Raw genomic sequence first — 14567 nt, 5'->3', positions numbered from 1 at the left:
GGAGGAATTAAATGGAATTTGCATATTTAGCAGCCGGTTTCGGCGCAGCATTAACGGTTATCGGTGGTGCATTCGGTATTGGAAAATTAGCGAGCTCAGCTATGGAAGCAAGCGGACGTCAGCCTGAAGCAGCCGGCGATATCAGAACATCAATGATTATTGCAGCAGCTCTTATTGAAGGTATTTCTCTTTTCGCGCTCGTTATCTGTATTCTTTTGGCACTTAAGTAAGAATTAAAATTCTTTTTCGAAAACAGGAATAGAAATGAATACAATTAGTTTTTTGTTGTTGTTTATCTTTTCTGAAGGCGGTGAAAAAAGCGGCAGTCCCCTGGATGTAAATCCCGGCGTAATATTATGGACTGTTGTAACGTTCGTCTTACTTCTGCTGATCTTAAAAAAGATTGCATGGAAACCAATTCTCAATTCCTTGAGCGAAAGAGAAAATTTTATTAAAGATTCTCTTGAGAAAGCCGATAAAGCTCAGAAAGATGCTGAGAAGTTGCTGGCTGAGAATAAAGTTAATCTTTCTAAAGCCGAAGACGATGCCAATAAAATAATTGAACAAGGCAGAGAGATGGCTGAAAAATTGAAAGTTCAAATTCTTGAAGAGAGTAAAGCCCAAGCAAGAAAAATGATATTAGACGCAACAGGCGAAATCGAACGAAAAAACAGCGAAGCCTTTAACAACCTTAAAGGACAGGTAGCGGATATTGCCGTCAATGCTGCCGAAAAGATAATTAGAGAAACTCTCGATAAAGATAAACAAGTAAAGTTGGTTAACAAATATTTGGATGACTTGAAAAACTAAAATGAGTGTTTTCCGAATTTCATATCGTTACGCGAATTCTTTAATGCTTCTTGCAGTAGAGAAGAATATTTTCCAAAAAATTTCTGATGATGCTGACCTTATCTTTAATACATTTAATGCATCAAAAGAACTTCGGGCTGTGTTGAAAAGTCCGGTTGTAAAATCGACCGATAAGAAAGCTTTGTTGGAAAAAATATTCCAAAATAAAATTAATGGTGAAACACAGAGCTTTATCAATTTTGTAGTTGAAAAGAACCGGGAAGATATTCTCTTTGATATTTTCAAAGAATTTCTTGTCTTGGTGGATAAGAAGAACGGAGTTGTAAAAGCAAAAGTTGTATCTGCAATTGATTTGAATGATCAGATAAAACAAAAAATGGTCGGTGATCTTGAAAAGAAGACTAACAAAAAGATTTCAGCCAATTATCATGTAGATCCGAATTTGATCGGAGGTTTCATCGTCCGCATCGAAGATACTGTTTATGATGCTTCTGTAAAAAATCAATTGAATTTATTGCGCAAAAAATTTTCACAAGAAATAAAAATATCTAATAACTAAAGATAAATTTAGTCCCGAAAAATCGGGACCCTCCGAAGGAGTCCTTCGGACCTATGGGAGAAAAAATAAAATGGCGGAAGTAAGACCCGATGAAGTTTCTGCGATATTAAGAAAACAGCTTGCCGGATTTGAAAACGAAACCGACATCTACGAAGTTGGAACGGTTCTTTCAGTTGGCGATGGTATTGCGCGAGTTTATGGTCTATCAAAAGTTATGGCTAGCGAGCTTGTTGAATTTCCAAATGATGTAATGGGAATGGTTTTAAATCTTGAAGAGGACAGCGTTGGATGCGTTCTATTCGGCGAAAGTTCACTTATTAAAGAGGGCGATACGGTTAAAAGAACCAACCGCGTTGCTTCATTTCCTGTTGGAGAAAAACTGCTTGGCAGAGTTGTTAATCCGCTCGGTGTTCCATTAGATGGAAAGGGGACAATTCAATTTGATAAATACATGCCTATTGAACGGAAAGCATTGGGTATTATTCAGCGTCAGCCGGTAAAAGAACCGTTGCAAACTGGTATCACTGCAATTGATTCTATGATTCCGATCGGGCGCGGTCAACGTGAGTTGATAATTGGCGACCGTCAGACCGGTAAAACTGCTGTAGCGGTTGATGCAATCATTAATCAGAAATATACTCATACAGAAGAAGCAAAAAAGAACGGCGTTAATCCTGTTTATTGTGTTTATGTAGCAATCGGTCAGAAAAATTCAACAGTGGCTCAAGTTGTTGCAAAACTTGAAGAATCCGGCGCAATGGAATATACAACTGTTGTTGATGCAGCTGCATCTACTCCGGCACCGCTCCAATATATCGCTCCGTATTCAGGCGCAACATTAGGAGAATTTTTCAGAGATAACGGGAAGCATGCTCTTGTAATTTATGATGATCTTTCCAAGCAAGCTGTTGCATACAGAGAACTTTCATTGTTATTGAGAAGACCTCCCGGACGTGAAGCTTATCCGGGCGACGTTTTTTATTTGCATTCAAGATTATTAGAACGTGCTTCTAAATTAAGTGATAAACTTGGCGGCGGAAGTTTGACAGCTTTACCAATTATCGAAACACAGCAAGGTGACGTATCGGCTTATATTCCTACAAACGTTATCTCAATTACAGATGGGCAAATTTATCTTGAGCCAAATTTATTTAATGCCGGTGTTCGCCCCGCAATCAACGTTGGAATTTCAGTTTCACGTGTTGGCGGCAATGCTCAAATTAAAGGAATGAAAAAAGTTGCCGGTTCACTGAAATTAGATCTTGCACAGTACCGCGAACTTGAAGCATTTGCAAAGTTCGGTTCAGATCTTGATAAATCAACATTGAGAACACTTGGCAAAGGCGCTCGGCTTGTTGAACTCCTAAAGCAAGGTCAATACGTACCCGTACCGGTTGAAAAACAAGTCCTGAGTGTTTACATCGGAACAAATAATTACTTTGAATCAATCGAAGTTAAAGATGTTAAAAGATTCGAAAAAGAATTTTTGGAATACGTTGAATTGAAGTATCCTCAAATATTAGAGAACATCCGTCAAACGAAAGAAATGAAGGATGATACAGTTCAGCTTGTTAAAAAAGCAGTTGAAGAATTTATTGAAAAGTTTAGGAAGAGTTAAAATTTAGATGGCAACACTCCGCGACATAAAGGGAAGAATCAAAGGTGTTAAGAGCACCCAGCAGATTACAAAAGCAATGAAAATGGTTGCAGCTGCCAGACTGCGTCGCGCCCAAGAAAATATTATTAATGCAAAGCCATACTCAAAAAAAATTACCGAGATGCTTCAAAATCTTTTGAACATCGAAAAGAATTTTAGTAACCCTCTGTTTGCTGAGAGGGAAGTAAAACGAATTGCTCTTATTGTTGTAACTTCGGACCGTGGCTTATGCGGCGGTTTTAATATGAATGTAATTCGTAAAGCAGAAGAATTAGCTAAAGATGAACTCGCGAATTACAATAATGATGGTAATTTAGCTTTGTATTGTATCGGTAAAAAAGGTAATGATTACTTCACAAAAAGACCCTACAATGTAGTTGGTTCCTACCCAGGAATTTTCTCTCATCTAAAGTTTGAGTTTGCATCCGGATTGATTAAAGAACTCACCGCTAAATATATCTCCGGTGAGATTGACAAAGTTTTGGTTGTGTATAACGAATTTAAATCTGTCATTCAGCAAAAAACAACTGTTGAACAATTGTTCCCAATTAAACCTTTTGAAGCAAAGACCAGCGAAACGGTTCAAGATGTTAATTATATTTATGAACCGGACAAAGCAAGCATTATTGGTGTACTTTTGCCTAAACATCTCAATGCTCAAATGTGGACTACTTTGCTTGATTCTTATGCTGCTGAATTGGGAGCTAGAATGACTGCGATGGATATGGCAACTGAAAATGCGAAAGAGTTGATTCGCTCATTGAATCTAACTTATAACAAAGTTCGCCAGGCATCCATAACCAAAGAAATCTTAGAAATCGTTTCCGGAGCGAATGCCCTTAAAGAGTCCTAAAAAATTGTTTACGTTTGAAATGAATATTGTTTTTATTATCTTTCATTAGGGTTGGTGCAAGATGCTCGATGATTTGACAGAAAAACTTGAGCGGGCGTTAAAAAAAATAACCGGCCAAGGTAAATTAACAGAATCAAATATTTCGGATACTCTTAGAGATATCCGGCGTGTTCTTTTAGATGCGGATGTAAATTACAAAGTCGCTAAAAAATTTATCGATGATGTAAAAGAAAAAGCGCTCGGTACTGAAGTTCTGAATTCAGTTACTCCAGGTCAGCTCATTACAAAAATAATGTATGATGAGTTGACTAAACTTTTAGGCGGTAGCGGTTCAGAACTGAGTTTGAATGCGTCCGGGATTACTGTAATAATGCTTATTGGACTGCAAGGATGCGGCAAGACTACTTTCAGTGCCAAACTTGCAAAGTCATTAAAAAATAAAAAAAGAAATGTTCTTTTAGTTGCTGCAGATGTTTACAGACCTGCTGCTATTAAACAATTGCAAATTCTGGGAAGTCAAATTGACGTTTCGGTTTTTACAATTGAGGATAGCAAGGAACCTGTAAAGATAGCTTCCGAGTCATTGATTTATGCGAAGGAAAATGGTCTTAATACTGTAATCATTGATACTGCCGGCCGTTTACACGTTGATGATGATATGATGAATGAAGCCGCACAAATTAAAGCAAAAGTTAATCCGACTGAAACTTTATTTGTTGTGGATTCTATGACCGGACAGGATGCCGTTAATTCGGCAAAAGCTTTTCACGAGAAAGTTGAATTTGACGGTGTTGTTCTTACAAAACTTGATGGAGATTCACGCGGAGGTTGTGTTCTTTCAATTCGTGCTGTAGTTGACCGCCCGGTTAAGTTTGTTAGTCTGGGCGAGAAACTCGATTCGATTGAATCTTTTTATCCTGATAGAATGGCTTCAAGAATTCTTGGTAAAGGAGATGTAATTTCTCTTGTTGAGAAAGCTCAAGCCCAATTCGACGAAAAAGAAGCGGATGATCTTGAAAAGAAATTCAAAGAGAACAAATTTGATTTTGACGATTTCTTGAAGCAGATAAAAATGATCAAGAAGATGGGTTCACTAAAAAGTCTTCTTGGAATGGTGCCGGGTATAAGTTCGGCAGTTAAGAATGCAGATGTTGATGAAAAACAGCTCATTGTGGTTGAATCAGTAATTCAATCCATGACAAAGAAAGAAAGAACGAATCCAAAAATTTTAAACGGAAGCAGAAGAAAAAGAATTGCGCGGGGAAGCGGAAACACGGTTCAAGATGTGAATAGGTTGATAAAGCAATTCGAACAAATGCAGCAGATGATGAAAATGATGAATAAGAATAGTGGAAAATTTTCATTACCAAAAAACATAAGATATAATTAGTTTATAAAATCAATAAGGAGTAACAAATTGGCAGTTAAGTTAAGATTGAGAAGAATGGGAAAGAAAAAACAGCCTGTTTATAAAGTAGTTGCGGCTGATGCACGTTCACCAAGAGATGGAAAATTTATTGAAGCTATTGGTCTGTACAATCCCAAGACCGATCCGGCTACTGTAGATATTAAAGAAGCCCGGGCAATGTATTGGCTGGGAGTTGGCGCTCAACCTACAGATACAGTAAAAAATCTTTTATCTCATCAAGGTATTATTCTAAAACGTGAATTGATGAATCAAGGTTTAAGCGAAGAACAGATTACATTGAAAATGGATGAATGGAAAAAGCTAAACGAAGCAAATTTAGCGGCAGCATCAAAAAAGAAATCAGAAAAAGCTAAAGCAAAAAAAACATCGGCTGAAAAGCAAGATAAAACTGAGAACGAAACGGTAGCATAGGGTACTGCTTCCGAAATAGACTAATTCCTTACGGAATGGCTTGCACTAATTACGTACTCTGACGATCACTTAATGTAAAGGTAGTCTCATGAAGGAATTTATTGAATTTATCGCGAAACACCTTGTGGACTCTCCGGACAGTGTTGTTCTGGAAGAAGCTACTCCCGACGAAAAAACTGTTGAACTTTCTCTTAAAGTCGGTGCGGATGATGTGGGCAAAGTTATCGGCAAACAAGGTAAAACTGCTCAAGCAATGAGAACCTTGCTTACGGCAATTGCGGCAAAAGACGGTAAACGTGCTATCTTAAAAATACTGGATTAATCAAGTTAACTGTGGATGAATTATTTCTTATTGCAGAAATTAAAGCAGTTCATGGTTCAAACGGTTTTGTTTTGATTGATTCATTTTCTGATTTCTCAGAAAGATTTTTTAAGCTGAATTCTGTTTTTTTAGAACTGTTCGGCTCGAAGAAAGAGTTCTTTGTTGAAAATGTTATTGAAGTTGGCGGAAGAATTGCGCTCAAATTCAAAAATTTTAATTCCGGCAATGATGTTAATTTCCTTCTCGGGAAGAAAATTTTTGTTACTGAAGAAAATTCGGTCAAGCTTTCAAAAGACACTTACTTCGTTCATGATCTAATTGGCAGTGAAGTCTATCGGAATTCAATATTGCTCGGGTTTTTAGTTGATGTAATGGCTTACCCGGCTAACGATGTTTATGTAATCAATATGATTGATCATAAAAAAATTTTAATACCGGCAATTAAGGATTTTATTCATTCCTTTGACCCGGTAAAAAAGAGATTAGAATTAGTGCCTGATTGTGATTTGCTCTACGATGATGAGAATTGATGTTATCTCTGCGGTTCCAGACTCTCTTACTAGTCCGCTTAACACAAGCATAATAAAGAGGGCCCAAGAACGAAATAAAGTTGAAATTGTTTTGCATAATCTGCGTGATTATGCTTTCGATAAACATAAACAGATTGATGATAAGCCGTTTGGCGGCGGACCCGGAATGCTTCTTAAGCCGGAACCGTTCTTTGAATGTATTGAAAAACTTCTTTGCGAACGAAAATACGATCATATAATTTTTCCTACTCCGGGAGGAAAAATTTACGATCAAAAGATGGCAAATGATTTTTCGCTCGTTGAGAATTTGATGATTATAGCCGGGCATTACAAAGGTGTTGATGATAGAGTTCGTCAGAAATTTGCGACTGACGAAATTTCAATCGGACATTATGTTTTAACCGGCGGAGAAATTGTTGCTCTTGCAATAATTGATTCTGTTGTACGGCTTATACCGGGAGTGTTGAACGATAGCGAATCGGCCTTAAACGATTCTTTGATGGACGGCGAGTTTATTGAAGCACCTTATTACACACGTCCCGCTGAATATAAAGAAATGACTGTACCGGAAGTTTTGTTATCCGGTCATGAAAAGAAAATAAAAGAGTGGAAAGAAGCTCAATCAAAAGTTTTAACTGAAAAATGGAAAAAAATAAATAGCATGGAGTAATTGGTAATGGACAAATTAAATGAACTAACAAAAGAGCAACTGCGCACAGACTTTCCGGCATTTAAAACCGGTGATCATATTCGTGTGCACGTTAGAGTTATTGAGGGCGATAAAGAAAGAATCCAGCCGTTTGAAGGCGATGTTATAAGCATCAGAGGCGCGGGATTGAATAAAACTTTCACAGTTCGCAAAATTGCAAGCGGTGTTGGTGTTGAAAGAATCTTCTCTTATAACTCACCTAAACTAGCAAAAGTTGAAATGGTACGCGAAGGTAAAGTTAGAAGAGCAAAACTTTTCTACTTGAGAGAACTTTCAGGTAAAGCCGCACGTATCAAAGATAAAAACCAGAAATAATTTTATCCGGATTTTTGAACCCCGCGGTGCGGGGTTTTTTATTTTAAGATATTGAGAAAATGAATGAAGCTCATACTTCCTAAAAATATTTATTCTTCAATTTTGATTTCCGAACTTCAGAAGAATGAAGGTTTTGAAATATCCTACAAAGAATCGCCCCTTATAAGCAAGGATTTGGAATTCAACACATCGGCAATAGCGCTTATACCTTCACTCGATCTTATAAACCACCGCAATTTATTTGTATCAAATAAGCTTGCTCTTGCATTCGATGGGGCATTGTCAAACTCTTATTTCCATTTCATTGAAGGGGAGAAGAAGATTGAAAAAATTTACCTTAGAGGTGATGTTTCATTAAATGAAATTCTTCTTACCAAAATACTTTTTTCGGAACGATATTCTGCCAATCTTGAAATTTCTCTCGATCCAAGTAAAAACGTGGAGAAAGGAAAGGATTTTCTTGTAGTAGGCGATGAAAATTTTACATCGTGGAATGTTCAGAATGCATTAAGTCTGGCAGATGAAGCATCGGAATTATTGGAATACCCTTATGTAAACTATGTCTTTGCGTCTCCCGATAGAGAAGCACTTCAAAAATTCAATGAGTCGGTTAATGCAATCGATCCGATTATTGAAGATCAGATTGAAAAAATTATTGATCTATTGAACATAAGTAGAGAAGCAAAATCCTTTATCACTCAGAATATTGGTTCGCTCTATTTTGATATGACCGACAATGAACTCAATGCAGTTAACGAGTTGATTAGACTTATTTTCTTCCACGGAATTATTGAGGACATGTTTGATGTGAAGTTTTTATAGCATAAAAAAACCTTGAAGATCTTACAGCGACCTTCAAGGTTGATAAAATTAGATTGGCTCTTTACTTCTTATTTATACAATGCAAAACTTTCCCAGTGCTTTTATAATCCAAAATGATTTTAATAGTTTCTTCAGCAACAGCATCCTGTGCTTGCTCTGTAGAGGCGCCAATATGATGTGTGACGTAAATACCTTCTATGTTCTGCAGTTTAGAAGCAACAGCTCCATCTTTTCCTTCCGGTTCGCCCTTGAATACATCAACTCCGGCTACAATTCCTTTTTCTTTTACAGCTTTGATCAGAGCGTCTTCGTCAATTACGTCGGCGCGGGAAGTGTTGATCAACATCGCACCTTTCTTCATTAATCCAAATGATTTTTCGTTGAACATTCCTTTGGTTTGCGGATTTGCCGGAACGTGGAGTGTAATAACATCCGCCATTGAAATTAATTTTTCTACATCATCAATATATTCAACACCAATTCCTTCGGTTTTGAAAACATCGTAGCCGATAACTTTCATTCCGAATGCCTGCGCACGTTTTGCAATCTCTTTACCGATATTTCCAACACCGATAATTCCCAATGTCTTTCCGAAAAGTCCTTCGGCTTTAGAATATTTTGCTTTATTCCAGACGCCATTGCTAAAATCTTTTACGTTATCCGGAATTTTTCTGTCGAGTGAAATGATTAGACCCATTGCAAGTTCTGCCACCGCAATTGAATTTTTGCCTGGAGTATTCGAAACTGAAACTCCTTTTGCGGTCGCCGCAGCGACATCAATATTGTTGTAGCCCGATCCGGCACGTATAACAATTTTCAAATTGCTGCCGGCATTAATAGCAGCCGCATTGACGTTGGTCGAACGCACAACAATAAATTCAGCGTCTTTAACTAAATTTGGAATATCATTCTCTCCGGCTTTAGGCTCATAACTAATTTCAAATCCGGCATCTCTCAAAGTCTGAATATGATTTTCCGGAAATTTGTCTGCGATTAATACTTTCATCTTAGAACTCCTTGATTTTATATACACCAAAATAATGCAACTTTAAGAATTAACCCCACGATTTATCGTGGGGTTTCAGATCATTCGTGTACTTGGCTTTAGCCATGATGAGTAAATCCGAATTTTGCTATAAATTCTTCATACTCACTTTTGAATGTAGATTTTTTATGATGTTCTTCTTGATTTTGGATGTAATCCCTTACTTTATTAAGCATTGATTCACTAACAGAAACCGCATAGTATTCATCCGCCCATTCTAACTTTGGTTTTAGTAGCGAGTTTTTATTTGTCCAATACGCAGCTTCTCCTTTTACTAGTTGGATTGCCTTTGCGATTGTCATATCTGCATTTAATGCTAACAAGCAGTGTACGTGATCTAGATCTCCGTTAATGGAATCGATATAAATCTGTTTCTTTTTTGCGTTCTTTTGTATATGCGAAAAAAGTTGTTGTTTTACTTCCTTTGTCAAAATGCGCTCATGGTTCTTTGTACCCCATACCGCATGAATCCATATTTTAACATGTGACATAATACTTTTTAATGCTGGGCTAAAGCCCAGATGGTTTTTGTATTTATCACCCCACGCTAAAGCGTGGGGTTTATATATAAGGATATTTGTTACTTTTCAATTACTGTTGAATACATATTTGGATCTCTTTTGGAGTTATTTCATCATTGGAATTTTTACAGAGAATTTTTTTGCATTATCAATTGCTCTATCATAACCGGCATCAGCATGACGAGCAATCCCCATTCCGGGATCGTACGTTAAAACACGTTCAATCCGCACTTCGGCATCTTTAGTCCCATCAGCAACCACAACCATTCCTGCGTGAATTGATTTACCGATACCAACACCTCCACCATGATGAACAGAAACCCAACTTGCACCTCCGATAGCATTTAACATGGCATTGAGAATAGGCCAGTCTGCAATTGCATCGCTGCCGTCTTTCATTGCCTCGGTCTCACGGTTTGGTGAAGCGACCGATCCGCAATCAAGATGATCTCTTCCGATAACAATTGGCGCACTTACTTTTCCATCCGCAACTAATTGATTGAAAATTTTTCCCATCTTGGCTCGTTCACCATAACCGAGCCAGCAGATTCGTGCCGGCAATCCTTGGAAATGTACTTTTTGCTGTGCGAGTTCAATCCATCTTATCAGAGCTTTATTTTCCGGAAATGTTTCCATCACAGCTTTATCGGTTTCAAAAATATCTTTTGGATCGCCGCTTAAAACTGCCCATCTAAAAGGACCTTTACCATCACAGAAGAGAGGACGGATATATTCAGGTACAAAACCGGGAATGTCAAATGCGTTTTGCAAACCGTTCTCCTTTGCTTCGCCGCGGATGTTATTCCCGTAATCAAAAGCGATCGAACCGCGTTTTTGAAATTCCAACATGGCTTTTACATGTTCAACAATAGTTTTCTTTGATAACGCAATATATTTTTTAGAATCGCTTTTGCGAAGATCTAATGCTTCTTCAAAACTCATTCCCATCGGAATGTACCCGTTAAGAGTATCGTGTGCCGATGTTTGATCTGTAATTATATCCGGAGTGATTTTTCTTTCTAAGATTTTTGGTAGAACTTCTCCTGCATTACCTATAAATCCAACAGAGAGAGCTTTCTTATTTTTTTGTGCATCAAGAACAAGTTTTAGTGCTTCATCTAAATCTTCAGTCATAACATCAAGATAACCGGTATCAATTCTTTTTTGAATTCGCGAGCGGTCAACATCAATTCCAAGGAATGCAGCACCATTCATTGTTGCTGCAAGAGGTTGAGCGCCGCCCATTCCGCCTAATCCAGCTGTTAATAAAAATTTTCCACTTAGAGTTCCATTGAAATGTTGACGGGCACATTCTGCAAATGTTTCATATGTACCTTGCAAGATTCCTTGAGTGCCAATATAGATCCAGCTCCCGGCAGTCATTTGACCGTACATGGTTAATCCTAAAGCATCAAGCCGCCGAAATTCATCCCAAGTAGCCCAATCCGGAACAAGCATAGCATTGGATATAATTACTCGCGGTGCGTTTTCGTGTGTTCTGAAAATTGCAACCGGTTTGCCAGATTGAACAACGAGAGTTTCATCATTTTCTAAATTTTTCAATGATGAAATAATTGCTTCGTATGATTCCCAATTTCTCGCGGCTTTACCGGATCCACCGTAAACAATTAAATCTTCAGGTCTCTCAGCAACATCGGGATCAAGATTGTTCATCAACATTCTCATTGCTGCTTCTTGAATCCAACCTTTGCAACTTATTTTTGAGCCTGTCGGTGCTTTTATAATTTTTTCCATTATTTCCATATTTAATCCAAGAAGTAATTTTGTAAGAGATTATCGTATTGAGAATATGCAGATTTATAGAACCAGCGTTTTAGAAAGAATCCTTTTGCGGCTTGCTTTTTCATATGGTCAACGTTTTCCTTCAACCGGAAGACTAATTTTGTTTTTTCATCTTTGGTTAATTTTATTTCGTCGGTTCCGTCGTTAAGTTTTTCGATAATTGAATTGAACGATTTTATATCCGCAAAGAATCGTTCATCGGCAGACATTTGTTTAAGCATCGTCTTACAGAAAGTAGTAAGAATTTTTCTCTCATTCTTGTCAAGAGTGTACACATAATTTTTGAAAAGTGGTTTTGCCATATTGGTATTTGCCTTCTGAAAATAGATTATACTTTTAGTGAAAGAAGTTTTTCCCGCATCTTTTGGTAACCGGGTTTGATTACATTATAAATGTAGGGTAATCTTTCTTTGTACGGAATGAAAGAAGATTTCATTGCATTTATATTAAGTTTTTCAACATCATCCAAGGTTAACCCAAACATTTCGCTCGCAATAGAATATTCTTTAGTCAATGTTGTATCACTCATAAGCCGATCATCAGTATTAAGGAATACTCTAAATTTTTCATTGTATAATTTTATAAAGGGATGATTTTCTAATTTATCAATCGCTCCAGTATGAACGTTACTTAACAAATTTATCTCGAGCGGAAGGCGTGTATCTAAAATGTATTGTGCAAGTTGTCCCAATGCAACAATATTACCTTGTGCATCGAAAACCATATCCTCAATCAACCGCGTTGCATGACCAATGCGGTGAGCGCCGCAAATTTGAATTGCCTGCCAGATCGATTCTTTGCCAAATGCTTCGCCAGCATGAATTGTAATGTTGAAATTTTCTCTTTTGATAAACTGAAATGCATCAAGATGTTTCTTCGGAGGATAACCGCCTTCTTCACCGGCTAAATCAAATCCTACGACACCATTCCTTCTAAAATTAACAGCAAGTTCTGCCATCTCCAAAGTGTTCTTCATATTACGCATACCACAGAGGATTAAGCCGTAGCCAACTCCAAAATCATTTTTCCCTTTTTCAAGTCCTTCTAACACTGCCGCGATAATATCCTCATACCAAAGACCTTTTTCGGTATGAAAAACTGGTGCAAAACGAGTTTCAACATAACAAACACCGTCCTTATACATGTCTTCCATCATTTCATACGCGATGCGTGTTAAGCCTTCTTTTGTTTGCATAACGGCGCACGTATGCTCAAACCCTTGAAGGTACTCAACTAAGTTGCCTTTATTGGCTCCGCGAAAAAACCATTCAGCAAGTTCACTGGCATTGGTAGTCGGCAGCTTCGTATATTTTAATTCCTTTGCAAGATCAATAATTGTCTGAGTTCTTAATCCTCCGTCAAGATGATCATGAAGAAGTACTTTAGGAACTCCGCGGATTATTTCTTCTGTTTTCATTTATTTTCCTTTCTTTCAAAATTATCCTTTTGCGTTCCGAAAATCAATTAATGTAAATCTTTGAAATAAAGCTTTACACTCATTCACGAACCACAAATTCGCCTTGACTTCACCTTCTTAAAATGGTTATTTTTCGTCCAGTAAAATTCGATTCTTTTTAATACACAGGAGCATAAATGAAAAAAGTACTTATTGGTTTAAGTCTTTTAAGTATGGTTTTAGGATTTACAGCATTTGAATGCGCATCAGCCGAATTAACTGGCGCAAAGATGTATCTTAATCAAAAACAATATGCAAAAGCGAAAGAAACCTTGTTGAAAGAAGTTGAAAAAAATCCAAAAAGTGATGAAGGATGGTTTTTGTTAGGCGGCGTTTACAGTGAAGAAGGCAACGTTATTGAAATGTTAAAAGCATTCGACAAATCCCTCGAAGTCAGCAAAAAATATGAACCGCAAATAACCGATTACAAGAAGTACACCTGGCAAACAAGTTTCAACAAGGGTGTTGGATTCTTCAATAGTGCAGTGAAGACTACCAATCCCGACAGTATGAAAATGTTTTTCGCAAACGCGATCCAACAATTCAATAACTCAATTGCATGCGAACCTGATTCAACGATTGGTTATGAAAATGTTGCAGCTTCTTATTTGAATATGGGAAAAACAGATGAGTCGGTTCCTGTATTGGAAAAATTAGTTTCTTTGGGCAGACCTGCATTTGCATTCTCAAGATTGGGACAAATTTTTATACTCAAAGGCGCTAACTTGATGGATTCATACTATACATCAAAAAATGCAGCTGACAGCGTAAAAGCGTTTGAATGGTATTCGAAAGCAATTAATGTTTTGGAAAAAGGAAGAGAAAAATTTCCTACGGATGCGGAAATACTTCTTCAACTAGGAAACGCTTATTATTCATCCGAAAAACTGGACGTAGCAACAGAATCATTCAAGACTTTATCGGAAAGATCTCCGACTAACAGAGAGCTAAAATATGCCTATGGTGTAGTTCTTCTAAAATCAAAAAAATATGATGAGGCGACAAAAGTTCTTGAAGAAGTTGTTAAAATGGATCCTAATAATTTAGACGCCAATTATAATTTAGCCGCTACTTATATCAGCTGGGGAAACGATCTTAGAGAAGTTGCGATTAAAAAAGAAAGCAACGATAAATCTTACTTGGATAAATTCAAAGCAACAATTCCATATCTACAAAAATATTTGGAAATTAAACCAGGCGAAGGTAAAGTATGGACTAGTTTAGCACAAGTATATGCTAATCTTGGAATGAAAAAGGAAGCTGAAGAAGCGTTTAAGAAAGCCGAACAATACAAATAATATTTATTCTATTTGAACGTAAGCCCA

17 protein-coding genes and 1 pseudogene are annotated in these 14567 nt (G+C 37.3%); 13 read left to right on the top strand and 5 right to left on the bottom strand.

Translation table 11 applies throughout. From position 1 onward, the window contains the following. The first annotated feature begins 11 nt into the window (after positions 1-11). The 12 genes and pseudogenes from atpE to NTX65_17235 all read left to right on the top strand — a co-directional run bounded on the left by atpE (position 12) and on the right by NTX65_17235 (position 8417). A complete protein-coding gene (gene atpE, locus NTX65_17290; protein MCX6171091.1) occupies positions 12-230 on the top strand; it encodes an ATP synthase F0 subunit C in 219 nt (72 codons plus the stop codon). Between the two features lie 34 nt (positions 231-264). After that, on the top strand, positions 265-810 hold the full coding sequence (gene atpF / locus NTX65_17285) for a F0F1 ATP synthase subunit B (GenBank protein MCX6171090.1): 546 nt from the start codon (positions 265-267) through the stop codon (positions 808-810). Between the two features lies 1 nt (position 811). Beyond that, positions 812-1369: an ATP synthase F1 subunit delta gene (gene atpH / locus NTX65_17280; protein MCX6171089.1), complete on the top strand. Its 558-nt coding sequence runs from the start codon at positions 812-814 to the stop codon at positions 1367-1369. 70 nt (positions 1370-1439) lie between these two features. Next, positions 1440-2987: a F0F1 ATP synthase subunit alpha gene (atpA, locus tag NTX65_17275; protein ID MCX6171088.1), complete on the top strand. Its 1548-nt coding sequence runs from the start codon at positions 1440-1442 to the stop codon at positions 2985-2987. 7 nt (positions 2988-2994) lie between these two features. Next, entirely contained in the window at positions 2995-3879 is an 885-nt protein-coding gene (gene atpG, locus NTX65_17270) for an ATP synthase F1 subunit gamma (protein ID MCX6171087.1), read from the top strand. Between the two features lie 61 nt (positions 3880-3940). Beyond that, positions 3941-5269, top strand: a complete 1329-nt coding sequence (gene ffh, locus NTX65_17265) for a signal recognition particle protein (protein MCX6171086.1) — start codon at positions 3941-3943, stop codon at positions 5267-5269. A gap of 27 nt (positions 5270-5296) precedes the next feature. Beyond that, positions 5297-5536 (top strand): annotated as a pseudogene (gene rpsP, locus NTX65_17260) (30S ribosomal protein S16). Positions 5537-5807: 271 nt separating this feature from the next. Beyond that, positions 5808-6041, top strand: a complete 234-nt coding sequence (locus NTX65_17255) for a KH domain-containing protein (GenBank protein ID MCX6171085.1) — start codon at positions 5808-5810, stop codon at positions 6039-6041. An 11-nt stretch (positions 6042-6052) separates the two neighbouring features. Further along, on the top strand, positions 6053-6571 hold the full coding sequence (gene rimM, locus NTX65_17250) for a ribosome maturation factor RimM (GenBank protein MCX6171084.1): 519 nt from the start codon (positions 6053-6055) through the stop codon (positions 6569-6571). Further along, complete coding sequence (gene trmD / locus NTX65_17245) at positions 6558-7241, top strand: tRNA (guanosine(37)-N1)-methyltransferase TrmD (protein ID MCX6171083.1); 684 nt, start codon at positions 6558-6560, stop codon at positions 7239-7241. Before rimM ends, trmD begins: the two co-directional genes overlap by 14 nt. 6 nt (positions 7242-7247) lie before the next feature. Next, positions 7248-7595: a 50S ribosomal protein L19 gene (rplS, locus tag NTX65_17240; GenBank protein MCX6171082.1), complete on the top strand. Its 348-nt coding sequence runs from the start codon at positions 7248-7250 to the stop codon at positions 7593-7595. A gap of 63 nt (positions 7596-7658) precedes the next feature. Then, positions 7659-8417 (top strand): hypothetical protein, encoded by a 759-nt coding sequence (locus NTX65_17235; protein ID MCX6171081.1) that lies wholly within the window; start codon positions 7659-7661, stop codon positions 8415-8417. Positions 8418-8478: 61 nt separating this feature from the next. Here the strand turns inward: NTX65_17235 and NTX65_17230 are convergent, their stop codons facing one another. From NTX65_17230 to NTX65_17210, 5 genes are all read right to left on the bottom strand, one after another. After that, entirely contained in the window at positions 8479-9423 is a 945-nt protein-coding gene (locus NTX65_17230) for a hydroxyacid dehydrogenase (GenBank protein ID MCX6171080.1), read from the bottom strand. 98 nt (positions 9424-9521) lie between these two features. Beyond that, entirely contained in the window at positions 9522-9953 is a 432-nt protein-coding gene (tnpA, locus tag NTX65_17225; protein ID MCX6171079.1) for an IS200/IS605 family transposase, read from the bottom strand. 135 nt (positions 9954-10088) lie between these two features. Continuing rightward, on the bottom strand, positions 10089-11747 hold the full coding sequence (gene hutU / locus NTX65_17220; GenBank protein MCX6171078.1) for a urocanate hydratase: 1659 nt from the start codon (positions 11745-11747) through the stop codon (positions 10089-10091). Between the two features lie 2 nt (positions 11748-11749). Next, positions 11750-12088 (bottom strand): hypothetical protein, encoded by a 339-nt coding sequence (locus tag NTX65_17215; GenBank protein ID MCX6171077.1) that lies wholly within the window; start codon positions 12086-12088, stop codon positions 11750-11752. A 26-nt stretch (positions 12089-12114) separates the two neighbouring features. Further along, on the bottom strand, positions 12115-13203 hold the full coding sequence (locus NTX65_17210) for an adenosine deaminase (protein MCX6171076.1): 1089 nt from the start codon (positions 13201-13203) through the stop codon (positions 12115-12117). 176 nt (positions 13204-13379) lie between these two features. Between NTX65_17210 and NTX65_17205 the strand changes: the two genes are divergently transcribed. Next, on the top strand, positions 13380-14540 hold the full coding sequence (locus tag NTX65_17205) for a tetratricopeptide repeat protein (GenBank protein MCX6171075.1): 1161 nt from the start codon (positions 13380-13382) through the stop codon (positions 14538-14540). The last annotated feature ends 27 nt before the right edge of the window (positions 14541-14567 follow it).

The organism is Ignavibacteriales bacterium (assembly GCA_026390795.1).
Taxonomy (GTDB): Bacteria; Bacteroidota; Ignavibacteria; order Ignavibacteriales; family Melioribacteraceae; genus Fen-1258.
The sequence above is the reverse complement of the archived record's forward strand: the minus strand, read 5'-3'. Positions and strand labels throughout refer to the sequence as shown.

Bases quoted from the DNA above. Each gene is read 5' to 3' on its own strand.
- NTX65_17230 (MCX6171080.1), bottom strand. From the start codon at position 9,423: ATGAAAGTATTAATCGCAGACAAATTTCCGGAAAATCATATTCAGACT.
- trmD (MCX6171083.1), top strand. From the start codon at position 6,558: ATGATGAGAATTGATGTTATCTCTGCGGTTCCAGACTCTCTTACTAGT.
- atpF (MCX6171090.1), top strand. From the start codon at position 265: ATGAATACAATTAGTTTTTTGTTGTTGTTTATCTTTTCTGAAGGCGGT.
- atpE (MCX6171091.1), top strand. From the start codon at position 12: ATGGAATTTGCATATTTAGCAGCCGGTTTCGGCGCAGCATTAACGGTT.
- rplS (MCX6171082.1), top strand. From the start codon at position 7,248: ATGGACAAATTAAATGAACTAACAAAAGAGCAACTGCGCACAGACTTT.
- atpH (MCX6171089.1), top strand. From the start codon at position 812: ATGAGTGTTTTCCGAATTTCATATCGTTACGCGAATTCTTTAATGCTT.
- ffh (MCX6171086.1), top strand. From the start codon at position 3,941: ATGCTCGATGATTTGACAGAAAAACTTGAGCGGGCGTTAAAAAAAATA.
- atpA (MCX6171088.1), top strand. From the start codon at position 1,440: ATGGCGGAAGTAAGACCCGATGAAGTTTCTGCGATATTAAGAAAACAG.
- atpG (MCX6171087.1), top strand. From the start codon at position 2,995: ATGGCAACACTCCGCGACATAAAGGGAAGAATCAAAGGTGTTAAGAGC.
- tnpA (MCX6171079.1), bottom strand. From the start codon at position 9,953: ATGTCACATGTTAAAATATGGATTCATGCGGTATGGGGTACAAAGAAC.
- NTX65_17235 (MCX6171081.1), top strand. From the start codon at position 7,659: ATGAAGCTCATACTTCCTAAAAATATTTATTCTTCAATTTTGATTTCC.
- NTX65_17205 (MCX6171075.1), top strand. From the start codon at position 13,380: ATGAAAAAAGTACTTATTGGTTTAAGTCTTTTAAGTATGGTTTTAGGA.
- NTX65_17210 (MCX6171076.1), bottom strand. From the start codon at position 13,203: ATGAAAACAGAAGAAATAATCCGCGGAGTTCCTAAAGTACTTCTTCAT.
- NTX65_17255 (MCX6171085.1), top strand. From the start codon at position 5,808: ATGAAGGAATTTATTGAATTTATCGCGAAACACCTTGTGGACTCTCCG.
- NTX65_17215 (MCX6171077.1), bottom strand. From the start codon at position 12,088: ATGGCAAAACCACTTTTCAAAAATTATGTGTACACTCTTGACAAGAAT.
- hutU (MCX6171078.1), bottom strand. From the start codon at position 11,747: ATGGAAATAATGGAAAAAATTATAAAAGCACCGACAGGCTCAAAAATA.